Genomic DNA, 13,249 nt, shown 5'->3' on the forward strand with positions numbered 1-13,249 from the left:
CTTCGTTTCCTTACAAAGGCCGCCCGCGACGCAGGTGTTACCGTCACCGCGTGACCAGGGCGGACCGGCGGGTGGTGTCGGCGACAGCACTGGCCGTGGCGTTGATCGCAGTCGCCGGTTGCACCGATGAGACCTCGCAGCCAGCGGCGACACCGACCAGCACCACCACCACGATGGTCGCCGGGGCCGGGGTCATCGGCAATGACCGGCGACCGGATGAATCGTGCGCCGCCGAGCCCGCCAGGCCGGACCCCGGACCGTCGAGCCGGTCGGTCCACAACTTCACCGACGTGCAGCCCTCAACCGTCGAGGTGCCCGAGGACGCGCAGCGCATCGTGGTGCTCTCCGGCGATCAGCTGGACGCGCTGTGCGCGCTGGGCCTGCAGTCGCGCGTTGTCGGCGCCGCACTGCCCGACGCTTCCGAGAGCCAGCCGTCATATCTGGGTGCGGTGGTGCACGGGCTGCCCGCCGTGGGCACCCGCAGCAACCCGGACCTGCAGGCCATCATCGAGCTGCACCCGGATCTGATCCTGGGCTCCCAAGGGCTCACCCCTGGCCATTCGGAGTTGGCGGCGATCGCCCCGACGGTGTTCACCGGGCCACCGGGCGGAGCGTGGGAGGACAACGTGCGTGCCGTCGGCGCGGCGACAGCCCGCACCGGCGCCGCCGACGACGTGCTTGCCAGGTTCGCCGAGAAGGCCGATGCCACCGGCGAGTCCAGTGACGCCACGCACTTCCAGGCGTCGGTGGTTCAGCTGACCGACGACGGCGTGCGTGTCTACGGGGCGGCGAATTTCGCCGCCAGCGTGCTCAAGGCCGTCGGTGTCGACCGGCCGGCGGCGCAGCGGTTCACCGACCAGCCTTACATCGAGATCCCGGCGGGCGAGTCCGCCCTGGCCGGTCGGGGCGACTTCTCGGCGGCCGACGGCGACATCCTCTACGTGTCGTTCGCCTCACCGGCGGCAAAGGCGCGGGCGGCCGCCGTGTTCGACAGCGTGGCCTGGCGGCGCCTGTCCGCCAACCGCGACAGCCGGGTGTTCGTGGTCAACAACGAGATATGGCAGACCGGGCAGGGCCCGATCGCCGCGACCGGCGTGGTCGAAGACCTGGTCTGGCTGAGCGCACCGATCAACTGAGCTCCTCACTCCCCCGCGGCGATCAACCGTTGAAGCTCCGCCGAGGCCTGCTGCTGCGCGGCGTCGGCCTCGTCCCGCAGCCGGCGCACCTCGGCGTCCAGACCGTTGACCCGATCCTGCAGGGTTTCCAGTTCGCCCACCTGCCGCGCCCGCAGCTGCCCCTCGGCGCCCTCGGTGCCCAGCACCCGCAGCTGCTCGGCGATGCGGCCCTGCGCGGCGTAAGCCTCGTCGCGCTGCTCTCGGGCCCTCTCGCGCTCCTGCTCCAGCCGGCGAGCCGTGTTCTGGTGCGCCAGCACCTGCCCGAGGGCCTTGAAGGTCGCCGCGTCCAGTGAGCGGTCCGCCAGCCACTCCTCGAGCTGGCCGGGTTCCAGTTCGTCGTAAGCGATTTCGGAGTAGACCGGCCAGGTCTCCAGGACCGTCGCCTCGGCTGTCTGATGACCCGGCACCGCAACACTGAACCGGTGCCAGACCCCGTCGTGACCGGCCTCGGTGGCGCCGTGCCGCGCTACGGCGGTGTGGCCCCGGGCCACCGGCAACTCGAAGACGACGTCGACCGGGCCGTCGTGATCGTTCTCCGCCCGCAGGGTGTGGCGCCGTTCGCAGCGCTGCTCCTCGATGACGGCGTCGGCGGCCAGCCGGATCCGGGTGGTGACGCTCTGGGTTGACGCGTAGCCCTCGCAGCGCACCGCGAGATCCTTGGCGAAGGCCAGCCGCACCTCGGCGCCGCGGGAGGTGAAGTCCAGCATGGCTTCTCCGGCATAGCCGCCCTGTTCGTAGACGACCACCGGGCCCTCTTCGAGCACCACGCCGGTATTGTTGGCGAACGCCAGCACGATGTCGGGCGCCGCTCCGCGATCCTCGCGCCACACCACTTCGCGGCGCACCGCGCCCACGGGCGACACCACCAGTGGGACCATGGCCGCCCCGCCCCGCTTCAGCGATACCGGACTGGCCAACCGATACTCGAAATACTCACCGCGGTCAGCGGTTTCGACGTCGGCGACGGACGCTTCGTACGCATCGACGCTGAACGCCGCACTGGCCGGCGCCGCCATGATCGCGTTGCCGAGCCGCCGCGGCGCCGCGACGCGCTCGCTCTCCTCCACGACCACGCGCTGCACCTGCCGGCTGTGGTAGAGGTCGATGTCGAACGAGATCGGTTGGCCGGTGGTCAATGTCACCTCGACGTCGGCGAGATCCTCATCGACCGGGTTGTGGATGATGCCCGTCGCGATCAGTGTCACCGCATCACCGTCGCGGATCGCCCGATACGACACCCGCCACATCGGCGCGGCGATGATGTAGGACACCCGCACGTCGTCGGCCGCGCCGCGGATCTGCACCGTGACATCGCAGTTGCGACCGGCAGTCGCGGCACGCGACCGGTCGATCAGGTAATCCAGGTCTTCCTGCGACGGGGTTTCCAGCACATCGAGGCGCCGGGCATCGACAAGGTCGACCAGCGCGACCGCGCCGGATTCCGCCCGCAGCACCAAGAGCCGGGCGCGCTCGCCCGAATCATCCACTCCGATCACCTCGCCCCGATGCACCTCGGTGGCGCCGTGCACCGCCACGGCGCGGCCGCGTAGCGCGTCGAACAGCCCGACGAGTGCCTCGCCGGAGTTCAGCAGCAGGTTGCGCTCGGCCAACTCGGTGCGTGGATCGGCCGGGGTGTCGAAGGAGACCGCACCCACCGATGCGGTTCCGCCGGCCGCCTCGACCGTCAACGACTTGAGCACGTCCTTCATATCGTCACGGCGGAACGTCAGGCCGAAGTCGCCGTCCACCGGCCCGCGGCGGCCCACGAAGGCGATGGCGTGCTTGTAGAGGACGAGACGATCGACTTTGGGGCTTTTGGTCATTTGGGCACGATAGCGTGCGGCACAGACAAGGTTTTGTCCTCGGCCACGCGCATTCGACGACATTCAAGCCTTTCCGACGGTGCGGAATGAAATTTTGCTGCACCGTGGAGGCTTTCATCCGGCCGACTTTTCCCATTGCCGGCTGGTGACTAATGGGCTGATCGGCGTGACGTCTGACCACGCCGTTTCCGGCGACGACAAAACTCCGGCCGCAGTACGCTCATGCGATTGAACCGCCCTGGGTTTCGTGTACACCGGAGCGAGGCCCCAGCCCCCCATACCGTCTAGGAAAGCGAGCGCAGGGCCGACAGGTTGTCACAGAGGACAACATCCGGGCTGCCGGTGGACCGAGTTGCGTTCTTCATCATCTCGTTTCCGTCACCGTTGTCAGACTGCATAAGCTTGACATTGTAGCTAAGCCCGTTGACATCGCTCAGAGAGCTCGCCACGTTGCTAAGACTTGCATCGTAAGCATCCCAGTCTGCACCACTCGAACGAGCAACGGCGCAAGCGATTACAGAAGCCCCGTAAATGGACTCTTTTGAATTCGTAACCGAGTTCTGGACACTCGCAGCCAGCTTGTCCAGCTGGGCCGAATTCAACCCGCTAGGGATGTCCTTGGCCTCGCTAGAAATACTGATCGAGCCTGCGTCTGACGAGCTAATTGAGCTACAGGCACTCATGGTCAGAGCGACAGCTGTACCCGCTACGACGGCAGAGGCGAACCTGGTGAAATTGATGTGCGACATTGATAGCCTTTTCGTAGAGTCTAATGCATCAATTATATGTTACACAATCATAATAATTTGTCAATTCAAAAAGACCGCTCAATGGCGGTCCTTTTGGGGCACGACAAGCTTGCTTTTCGACAATAAAAATCAGCGCTTTACCACGTCTGGGTCTGCCCCCGTCGATCGAGCAGCTCGCCCGTTTCCAGCAAGCCGGCCGCACGGTGCGATCCGGGTGGGGCAACGGTGAGACAGCCAGCATCCGTGCTCCGTCGGTCCGGTCCCTACGCCAGCTCGCGATGTGTGAACGTATGTGCGCGAGCCCGGGAATGGCGCGGGCATCATTTGAAGCGGCGTTCTTGATGGACGTGCGGCCGATACTGCCGACGCTCACCGCACCCACCCTGGTAATCCATGCCCGCGAGGATCACGCGGTTCCGGTGCAGGGCGGCCGGTATATCGCCGACCACATCCCCGGCGCGCGGTACCTGGAAGTCGAGGGTATCGACCACGCGCCCTTTCTGACCGAGCCGGACAAAATCCTGACGGAGGTCGAGGAGTTCCTCACCGGCAGCCACGCGGCGCCGGCGCAGTCGCATCGGGCCCTGCGCACCGTGTTGTTCACCGACATCGTCGCCTCGACGCAGCACGCCGCGGCGAGCGGCGACGAGCGGTGGCGCGCGGTGCTGCACCGCTTCGGCGAAGTCACCGCCGAACTCACGGAGCGATTCAGCGGCGCGGTGGTGAAGAACACCGGCGACGGCCACCTCGCCACGTTCGACGGCCCGACGCAGGCAATCCGCTGCGCCGAGGCATTGCAGAACGACGCCGACACCCTGGGCATCGAGATTCGAATAGGCATCCACACCGGTGAGTGCGAACTGATCGACAACGACATCACCGGAATGGCGGTGCACACCGCAGCCCGGATCGTCGGGCAGGCCGGCGCCGGCGAAATTCTCGTCTCGCGCACGGTGCGCGATCTGGTCGTCGGCTCGGGCACGGGCTTCGAAGACCGCGGCAGCGTCGAGCTGCGCGGCGTTCCCGGCACCTGGCAACTGCTGGCCGTCGATCGCAACGGCCCGCCCGCCGGATCTGCCGAGGCCGAACTGGCGTCGACGCCCACCCCCGGTCCCCAGGCCACGATGCGCCCCGCCGATCGCGCCGTAGCAGTGCTGGCACGGCGGACACCATGGATCCTTCGTGGGGCGGCCCGCATCGCGCTGGCCACCCGCAGCAAATAACCTTCAGCCGCTACGCCGACGTGGCGGCAGCGGATTCGGCGAGGCCGGCCCGTTCAACACTCAGCAGGCTTTCCGCCCGGTGTTCTCGGTAGTACGCGCGGGCGCCGCCGTTGATGCCGAAGAGTCGTTTGCTCCACAGCAGCCACCCGACCGCCACGACATTGACCGCCAAGGCCGCCACCCGCAGCATCGTCACCTTCTCGGTGAGCTCGTAGATTTCGAACGGCAGAAACACGCTGGTCGCGATCACCGCGAAGTACTCGCCCCACCGGCGCACCAACCACAGGCCGACGGCCTCGATCAGTTCGATCGCGGCATAGGCGATGAGTCCCGTCGCGATCAACAGGAACGTCGATGACGACCAGCTCAGCGCTTGGCCGATGTGGTGCAGGACCTTCGAGTCGTCGGGGTTCCACCCGATCTGTTCGGCCAACGGCCGCAGCAACGGAATGTCGTGTTCGAAGGCCTGCTGTAACTGCTCCCGCGAGCCGCGGACCTTGAGCACGCCGGTGGCCAGCAGCAGGAGCAGGGCGCCTCTGACGGCACGTTCCACCGCGAGTACCCGCATCAGAGTCCGGTCCCGCAGCAACCGGCCACGAGGAATCTCCGGCGCGGTGTCGGCCGGACCTCGACTACGCGGCGGGCCGACGACGAATGTCTCGCACCGCAGGCAGCGCCACGCCTCCCCGACCGGGGTGTCAACCCGCAGCCGCTCCCGCAGCTCGGGCTCGTCGGGCGCGAAGGTGGCATGCCCACGCAGACCGCACGATCGCAGCGCGAAATTCACCATGGGAGACAGTGTGTCAAGGATTACGTCACCACGGTCGCACCAGCACCACGCTGGGAAAACGCGCCTGGATATCGCGCCTACGCTGGATCGCGGACAGCCAGCCGAAAATTACTTTGCTAAGCTATGTTTTTACGCTTCGACGCATCTCTGAAGAGGAATCTCGACTATGACCACCGTTTCCGCTTACGCCGCCACCTCGGCCACCGACCCGCTGAGCCGAACCACCATCACCCGCCGGGACCCCGGCCCGCACGACGTGGCGTTCGACATCGCCTTCGCCGGCATCTGCCACTCCGACATCCACACCGTCAAAGCCGAGTGGGGCCGACCGACCTATCCCCTGGTTCCCGGCCACGAGATCGCCGGCGTGGTGACCGCGGTCGGGTCCGAGGTCACCAAGTACAAGGTCGGTGACCGCGTCGGCGTCGGCTGCTTCGTCGACTCCTGCCGCGAGTGCCCCAGCTGCCTGGCCAGCAATGAGCAGTACTGCACCGGCGGCGGCATGGTCGGCACCTACGCGGGCGTCGGCCGCGACGGCCAGCCGACCCAGGGCGGCTACAGCGGCGCGATCGTCGTCGACGAGAACTATGTGCTGGCCATCCCCGACGAGATCCCCCTGGACGCCGCAGCTCCCCTGCTGTGCGCGGGCGTCACCACCTATTCGCCGCTGCGGCACTGGAATGTCGGTCCCGGCAAGCAGATTGCGGTCGTCGGCCTGGGCGGGCTGGGCCACATGGCCGTCAAACTCGGGACCGCGATGGGCGCCGAGGTCACCGTGCTGTCGCAGTCGCTGAAGAAGATGGAGGACGGGCTGCGCCTGGGTGCGCAGCACTACTACGCCACCAGCGACCCAGCCACCTTCAAGAAGCTGCGCAACGGTTTCGACGTCATCCTCAACACCGTCTCGGCCAGCCTGGACCTGGGTGCGTATCTGAACCTGCTCACCCTGGACGGCACGTTGGTGGAGTTGGGCATGCCGGAGAGCGCGCTGGCGGTGCCGCCGGGGCCGCTGGTCCGGATGCGGCGCAGCGTGTCGGGTTCGTTGATCGGCGGGATCGCCGAGACCCAGGAGATGCTGGACTTCTGCGCCGAGCACGATGTGCGGCCCGAGATCGAGATCATCGAGCCGGACTACATCAACACCGCCTACGAGCGGGTGCTCGCCTCCGACGTGCGCTACCGGTTCGTCATCGACACCGAGTCGCTGCGGACCCCGTAGTGTCCCGTTCGCTGAGCGTGTACTGAGGGGCGAAAAATTCGCGAAATCCTCGCGCTCAGTGCACGTTCGGCGTGGGCTGGGAATCAGCTCAGCGCGCCGGGCGGCACCAGCCACCGCATCGGCTGTTTGGTCACCGCGGCGATGGCATCGTAGTCATGGTCGTAGTGCAGCACCGTCGCCTCGTGGCGACGCGCAACCGCCGCAATGATCAGATCCGGCAGCTTTACCGCTCGATGCAGCGATTCCCTGACCAGCGCCAGCTGGGTGGCAAGTACGTCATCCCAGATCTCGTCCGGGCTGGGCAACCAGCGCAGGGCGCGGCGCTCCTCCGCCATCTCGATGGCCTCGCGCTCACTTCGCGCCGAGACGGTCAACTCGGCATCAATGATCGCGCAGGTCGCGACCGTGCCGCGATCAAGTTCGTCCTGCAGCGCCGCGCGGGCGACGGAGTGACGCGCCCAGTGCCAGACAGTTGTGTCGGCCAGATAAACCTGGCTCATTCGGGGTCACGGCGCCATGCCCGCTCGCGGGCCTGTTGCTGCTGCTCCCAGTACTGGGGATCGTCGGCGAAGCGATCCAGCATCCGTGCACGGACCTCGCGCGCCGCGACTTCCCGCAACGCGGTGTTGATGGTGTCCTTCTTGGTCGAGGTGTTCAGTACCTTGGCCGCCGCGACGAGCGCATCATCATCGATATCCACAAGCGTTTTGGCCATGTATACAACAGTAACACCAGATATATCTTCGGCTACCGGTTCGCCGGCACGCTCACACGTAGCGGTTGCGCCCGGCCAGGGCGCCCGAGACCGTCTGCACCAGGTAGACGGCCAGCATCATCAGCCACGGCACCGTCCATCCGCCGCTGACCTGATGCAACAGGCCGAACAGGAACGGACCGACGCCGGCCAGCAGATACCCGAAGCCCTGCGCCATCCCGGACAGGCTCACGGTGTCCTGCGCGTCGCGGGCTCGCAGTGCGATCACGGTGAGCGCCAACGAGAAAACGCTCATCCCCAGACCCACCAGCACGCTCCACAGCAGCGGGGCGGCCGCCGGCGCGATCAGCAGACCGAGCATGCCGGTGATGCCGAGCACCCCCAGCCCGACGATCCAGCCGCTCTGGCTCTCGCTGCGGGCAGCCAGCGGGGAGACCACCAGGCTGATCGGCACCGCGATCAGCGAGATCAGGCCGAGCAACAGGCCGGCGCGCGCGTCGCTCATGCCGGTCTCGATCAGCACCTCGGGCAGCCAGCCCAACACCACGTAGGCCAGAAACGACTGGGTGCCGAAGAACAGCGTGACCGTCCAGGCCAGCCTGCTGTCCAGCAGTGACCGACCCTTGGTCGCGCTGGCCGGTGAACTCGTTGCGCCCCTGTCGAATCCGCGAGAACCCACCACCCAGGCCGCGAAGGCCAGAAGGGCGAGCGCACTCCAGGTACCCAGCGCCGATCGCCAGCCACCCAGGACGTCGTCGAGCAGCGGGGTGAGCGCCGAGCCCAATGCCCCGCCGCCCTGCAGTGCCGCGGTGTACACGCCGGTCATCAGGCCCACCTGCGCCGGGAAGGAACCCCTGATGACGACCGGGATCAGCACGTTGATCAGCGCGATGCCGGCGGTGGCGACCAGGGTTCCGCCGAGCACGACCAACGGCCCGTCGCAGACCCTGATCAGCAGTCCCGCAACGAGGGTGAGCAGCGCGGCAGAGATGGTGCGGCCCAATCCGATCCGCCGCGACAGCCACGGCGCCGCGAGCCCGGCTCCGGCGAAGCACAGGCCCGGCAGGGTGGTCAGCACGCCGGCCCAGGTGTCCGAGGCGCCCAGTGCGCCGCGCATCTCCGGCAGCAGCGGCCCGACGCTGGTGATCGCCGGGCGCAGGTTCACTGCGGTCAACACCACCGCGACGGTCAGCAGTGCGCCGCCGGCCGCCATCGCCGCGGGCTGGATCTCGGTGGCGCCGTCGAGTTCCAGTTCAAGGTCATGCTCGTACCGACCAAGCGTTTCGTTGCGCGGGCGGCGGGTCACCTGAAGTAGGGTCGCATACATCCGATGATTGGGTGAAGGGAGGATATTGTGCCGTTGGTCACCACCCGCCGCACCGGTTTGGTAGATCAGGTGATCGACCAGCTCCGAGCGTCGGTGACGGCCGGAGAATGGCCGGTCGATTCACGCATCCCCCCCGAGCCGGACCTCGCCGAAGCCTTCGGCGTCGGCCGCAACACCGTGCGCGAGGCGGTCCGGGCGCTGGCCCACGGCGGCATCCTGGAGGTCCGTCAGGGTGACGGGACCTACGTGCGCGCCACCAGCGAGGTGTCCGGCGCCGTACGACGGCTGTGCGGACCTGAGTTGCGCGACGTGCTGCAGGTCCGACGGTGCCTGGAGGTGGAGGGGGCGCGGCTGGCCGCAGCCGCCCGCACCGACGAGGACCTGGCACGGTTGCGCGCTCTGTTGGATCGACGCGACTCTCACCAGGAGCTGGGCCAACACCAGGACTTCGTCCGGTCCGACACCGATTTCCATCTCGCGGTGGTCGCCTGCTCCCACAATCCGGTGCTGACCGAGCTGTACTGCGGACTCACCGAGGTGCTGATGGCCAGTGTGGCCAGCACCAGCGCGAAGCCGGCGCACGAGGACCAGATCCGGCACCGCGGCCTGGTGGAGGCGATAGCCGCCGGCGACGTCGAGGCGGCCGGGCGCGAAGCGGGCGGCTTTCTCGACGAGCTGCTGGACGGCCTGCCTACCTGCTGAGCCGGTCAGTCGCGCCGAAGTCCCAACACCCGCAACAGTTCCGGCCGGCGAAGGATCAGCGCGATCCACAGCAGCACACCGACATACACCCCCGACAACACAAAGCCGGCCAGCGGCTTGTCGGCATGCAGGTTCGTGGTCACCGCGCCACCCAGGTAGGCGGTCAGGCCGAGCGCACCCAGCACCGCGGTGCGCGGAATCAGGAAAACCACCACGCACACCAACAGCACCCAGCCGATCACCGCGGTCTTGTCCGGCGAAAAGCCCAGCGCCTCAGTGCCTTCGCGGGCGAACGACACACCGAGGATCTTAGGGATGGCATCGAACGCGAAGAACAGTGCGAGCACGGCCGTGATCACCGCGCCGGCGATCCAAGCCTTGGAGCGTTGTGTCTCGGTGTTGTCCGTCATGGCACCACTCCCTATGTCGACGTTGCCGGTGCGCGCTCGCGGGCGGGCAGAAACATCACGGTATACCCGAAGAGCAGCACCGCGGTGATCACCAGCAGCACCAGCGCGACGGTGTAATTGTTGTGCACCGGATCGTATGTCGCGCCCATCACCAGCGGCGGGAAGTAGCCGCCCAGGCCGCCGACCGCCGCCACGATCCCGGTGACCGAGCCCATCGACCCCGACGGGGCGCGTCGTGACACCCACGCGAACACCCCGCCCGTGCCGATGCCGAGCGCCACCGCCAGCGGAATGAACGTCAACCCCGTCCACAGGTCCGCCGGCGGGTGGAACACGGCAATGAGCGCCTGCACGGCGACGCCGGCAAGTGCCGCCAGCACAACGTATTTCGGTGCGATGTGGTCGGCCAATGTGCCGCCGAGCAGGCGGGCGAACACCGCCGCCATGGCGAACGCCGCGGTACGTTCACCCGCGCCGACCGCGGAAAAATCGTAGATCGTCTTGATGTAGATCGGTAGGTAGTTGCAGAACGCCACGAACCCGCCGAACACCAGCGCGTACAGAATCGACATCTCCCAGGTGACCCGCAACTTCGCGGCGGCCTTGAGCTTCGGCAACACACTGGCGGTGTTCGGCACGAATCGCGGGCCGTTGCGCAACACCGCGAAGCACAGCAGTGCGGTCGCCGCAAGCGCCACCGCCACGATCACGTGGGTGGCGAACAGGCCGAACCACTTCACGAACCGCGGGGTGAAGAACGCCGACGCCGCGGTGCCGGCCATCCCCATCCCGAACACCCCGGTTGCGAAGCCGCGGCGTTCCGGCGCAAACCAGTTGTTGGCGAACGGGATTCCGATGGCGAACACGGTGCCGGCCACGCCCAGGAAGAACCCGGCACCCACCATCAGCGGGTAAGAACCGATCTGCGCGGCGTAACCCACGACGAGCACCGGGATGATCGAGGCCAGCGAGACTCCGATGAACATGGTGCGGCCCCCGAAACGGTCGGTCATCAGCCCGCTGGCGATCCGACCCAAGGCCCCCACCAGGATCGGGGTGGCCACCATCAGCGCCTGCTGGTTGGAGCTCAGCGACATCTGGGCGGCGTACTGCGTCGACAGCGGACCGACCAGATTCCACGCCCAGAAACAGATCACCGAGGCCCAGGTGGCCAGCAGCAGTTGCACCGTCTGCTGCGTTCCGGTGCCCAGTTCTTCAGTGCTCGTCACGAGACGATCCAACCACTGCGAAGCGCTCGTGGACCGGAAATCCGAAACGGTGGCTTCCGCCGGGGGACGGGAGGACAGACTAGGGCGAAGGCGAGGAATCCACGACCTAGTCCTTGACCACACCGCCTCGCCAGAGATCGTCTATATTGGCGAACCTTGGCGACTCCAAAAAAAGGGGTCGTATCGAGATGTTCGGAATATTCTCCGTCAAAGCTCCTTTTGGTTGGTTATTCTGCCATCAAAATTCGCAATATTTGCGAATGATTCAGATTCTGCCGATCCTTTAACTGAGCTTTCAAAGTCATCGATCATTTCTTGATAATTGGAATGATAGTGGATTCCCTCGGGAAGCAATAGGGGATTGAAATGAGTGTCTCCGGTGTACACCAGCTTGCCGTCGCTTGATGTGGATACCTGCCACATGGATGGCCCGCCAATATTTACCATCACTCCTGGCACGGGATCATTCTTATCCATGAAGTAGAGAGCAGGTATGTCGTCCAGGCCGTCTCTGCGCATGGCCGATCCGAATGTCACGATCTGCTGAATGTTTGTGAAATACCCGGTTGCAGCAATGTTTTGCACATCCATTCCGCCCTGACTGTATCCCACGAGCATGATGGGCGCGTCACTTGGGAGCAGCGCTTTCAACGCCGAAAATTGTGTCTCATCGGGAACTCCACTCGCTCCTGTTACATTCCCAGTCCAGCTCTGCGTTTCAGTGTTGAAACTAAAAATATCAGCAGGGTTGGTTCCCCCGATATAAACAATGTATCTAAAGGTCCCATCGGCGCCAAGGATTTCTTGCACACCGTATCCAGAACCATAATCTGAATCAGGAACGCTCCGGACACTTTCCCAAAAATTTAACGCACTTTGCGGAGCAGAACCCAGGTCGAGCCCCATATGCTCCCCAGAGCCGTCACTTCCGTCAGAGCCGCTGTGGGCACCGGTGGTGCCGCCGCCTGCGCCAGCGTCCCCACCGATGGCCTTACCAGTCCACCAGGCCTGGGCGGCACCGCCGTTGCCGCCAGTGCCGCCGTCGGTGACACCGTTGCCGCCGTTGCCGCCTTTACCGCCGACCGCATCCGCCGCCGAAGCAGATTTGTAGATCCACGCTACGCCGCCGTTACCGCCGTCGCCGCCACGGCCGGTGCCGCCGTTGCCACCGGCCGCCCCATCGCCACCGATGGTCTGACCCATCCCTTCGTTAGTGGCGAAGCCGCCGTTGCCGCCGTTGCCGCCGTCGGTGGCGCCGGCGCCGCCATCGCCACCTTTACCGCCGACCGCATCCGCCGCCGAAGCAGAGTATTGGAAGCCCATGGACGCGCCACCGCCGTTGCCGCCGTTGCCGCCGCGGCCGGTGCCGCCATGGCCGCCGTTGCCGCCGTCGCCGCCGATGATTTTACCTGTCCCCTCGGCGTAGGCGGTGCCTCCGTTGCCGCCGTTGCCGCCGTCGGTGGCACCAGCACCGGCCGCCCCCGCCTTACCGCCGACCGCATCCGCCGCCGAAGTGGGGGTGTAGATGGTCGCGTTGCCGCCGTTGCCGCCGTCGCCGCCGCGGCCGGTGCCGCCATTGCCACCGGCCGCCCCATCAGCTGCGATGACCTTACCGAACCCATGGGTGGTGGCGCTGCCGCCGTTGCCGCCGTTGCCGCCGTCGGTGGCACCAGTACCGGCCGCACCCGCCTTACCGCCGACCGCATCCGCCGCCGAAGAATAGTTGTCGTTGGTCGCGTTGCCGCCGTTGCCGCCGTCGCCGCCACGGCCGGTGCCGCCGTTGCCACCGGCCGCCCCATCAGCCGCGATGACCTTACCTATCCCCTGGGTGTTGGCGCTGCCGCCGTTGCCGCCGTTGCCGCCGTCGGTGGCACCAGTACCGGCCGC

10 protein-coding genes and 2 pseudogenes are annotated in these 13,249 nt (G+C 66.6%); 4 read left to right on the top strand and 8 right to left on the bottom strand.

The annotated features are described in order from the left end of the window. Window positions 1-50 precede the first annotated feature (50 nt). On the top strand, window positions 51-1,136 hold the full coding sequence (locus K6T84_RS18270; RefSeq protein WP_224861510.1) for an ABC transporter substrate-binding protein: 1,086 nt from the start codon (window positions 51-53) through the stop codon (window positions 1,134-1,136). Between the two features lie 5 nt (window positions 1,137-1,141). Here K6T84_RS18270 and K6T84_RS18275 read toward each other — a convergent pair whose 3' ends face one another. Then, on the bottom strand, window positions 1,142-2,998 hold the full coding sequence (locus K6T84_RS18275) for a DUF4139 domain-containing protein (protein WP_224861512.1): 1,857 nt from the start codon (window positions 2,996-2,998) through the stop codon (window positions 1,142-1,144). Window positions 2,999-3,821: 823 nt separating this feature from the next. Here K6T84_RS18275 and K6T84_RS18280 point away from each other — a divergent pair. Continuing rightward, a pseudogene (locus K6T84_RS18280) lies at window positions 3,822-4,970 on the top strand (adenylate/guanylate cyclase domain-containing protein); the annotation flags it as partial. 10 nt (window positions 4,971-4,980) lie between these two features. Here the strand turns inward: K6T84_RS18280 and K6T84_RS18285 are convergent. Next, window positions 4,981-5,760 carry a DUF2127 domain-containing protein gene (locus K6T84_RS18285; protein ID WP_224861513.1) on the bottom strand — a complete coding sequence of 260 codons (780 nt, stop codon included), beginning with the start codon at window positions 5,758-5,760 and terminating at the stop codon, window positions 4,981-4,983. Window positions 5,761-5,926: 166 nt separating this feature from the next. On the opposite strand from K6T84_RS18285, the gene K6T84_RS18290 reads away from it, so the two are divergent. Then, window positions 5,927-6,979, top strand: coding sequence for an NAD(P)-dependent alcohol dehydrogenase (locus K6T84_RS18290; protein WP_224861515.1), 1,053 nt, complete (start codon window positions 5,927-5,929; stop codon window positions 6,977-6,979). Between the two features lie 83 nt (window positions 6,980-7,062). Here the strand turns inward: K6T84_RS18290 and K6T84_RS18295 are convergent, their stop codons facing one another. The 3 genes from K6T84_RS18295 to K6T84_RS18305 are packed head-to-tail and all read right to left on the bottom strand — an operon-like array spanning window position 7,063 to window position 9,000. Further along, entirely contained in the window at window positions 7,063-7,479 is a 417-nt protein-coding gene (locus K6T84_RS18295) for a PIN domain-containing protein (RefSeq protein ID WP_224861517.1), read from the bottom strand. Then, entirely contained in the window at window positions 7,476-7,694 is a 219-nt protein-coding gene (locus K6T84_RS18300; RefSeq protein WP_224861519.1) for a type II toxin-antitoxin system VapB family antitoxin, read from the bottom strand. The genes K6T84_RS18295 and K6T84_RS18300 overlap by 4 nt, the downstream gene beginning before the upstream one ends. Before the next feature lie 52 nt (window positions 7,695-7,746). Beyond that, window positions 7,747-9,000, bottom strand: coding sequence for a CynX/NimT family MFS transporter (locus K6T84_RS18305; RefSeq protein ID WP_408066140.1), 1,254 nt, complete (start codon window positions 8,998-9,000; stop codon window positions 7,747-7,749). A 48-nt stretch (window positions 9,001-9,048) separates the two neighbouring features. On the opposite strand from K6T84_RS18305, the gene K6T84_RS18310 reads away from it, so the two are divergent. Next, the gene (locus K6T84_RS18310) at window positions 9,049-9,723 is read left to right on the top strand and encodes a FadR/GntR family transcriptional regulator (protein WP_224861521.1); all 675 of its coding nucleotides are present in this window, start codon (window positions 9,049-9,051) and stop codon (window positions 9,721-9,723) included. A 5-nt stretch (window positions 9,724-9,728) separates the two neighbouring features. On the opposite strand, the gene K6T84_RS18315 is transcribed toward K6T84_RS18310, so the two are convergent. The 3 genes and pseudogenes from K6T84_RS18315 to K6T84_RS18325 form a co-directional block, all read right to left on the bottom strand. Next, the gene (locus K6T84_RS18315; RefSeq protein WP_224861523.1) at window positions 9,729-10,133 is read right to left on the bottom strand and encodes a DoxX family protein; all 405 of its coding nucleotides are present in this window, start codon (window positions 10,131-10,133) and stop codon (window positions 9,729-9,731) included. A gap of 11 nt (window positions 10,134-10,144) precedes the next feature. After that, a complete protein-coding gene (locus K6T84_RS18320; protein ID WP_304621269.1) occupies window positions 10,145-11,362 on the bottom strand; it encodes an MFS transporter in 1,218 nt (405 codons plus the stop codon). Window positions 11,363-11,569: 207 nt separating this feature from the next. After that, window positions 11,570-13,249: pseudogene (locus tag K6T84_RS18325) on the bottom strand (hypothetical protein); the annotation flags it as partial.

Origin of the sequence: Mycobacterium zoologicum (assembly GCF_020181635.2) — a bacterium.
GTDB lineage: Bacteria > Actinomycetota > Actinomycetes > Mycobacteriales > Mycobacteriaceae > Mycobacterium > Mycobacterium zoologicum.

Bases quoted from the DNA above. Each gene is read 5' to 3' on its own strand.
- K6T84_RS18285 (WP_224861513.1), bottom strand. From the start codon at position 5,760: ATGGTGAATTTCGCGCTGCGATCGTGCGGTCTGCGTGGGCATGCCACC.
- K6T84_RS18290 (WP_224861515.1), top strand. From the start codon at position 5,927: ATGACCACCGTTTCCGCTTACGCCGCCACCTCGGCCACCGACCCGCTG.
- K6T84_RS18295 (WP_224861517.1), bottom strand. From the start codon at position 7,479: ATGAGCCAGGTTTATCTGGCCGACACAACTGTCTGGCACTGGGCGCGT.
- K6T84_RS18275 (WP_224861512.1), bottom strand. From the start codon at position 2,998: ATGACCAAAAGCCCCAAAGTCGATCGTCTCGTCCTCTACAAGCACGCC.
- K6T84_RS18300 (WP_224861519.1), bottom strand. From the start codon at position 7,694: ATGGCCAAAACGCTTGTGGATATCGATGATGATGCGCTCGTCGCGGCG.
- K6T84_RS18315 (WP_224861523.1), bottom strand. From the start codon at position 10,133: ATGACGGACAACACCGAGACACAACGCTCCAAGGCTTGGATCGCCGGC.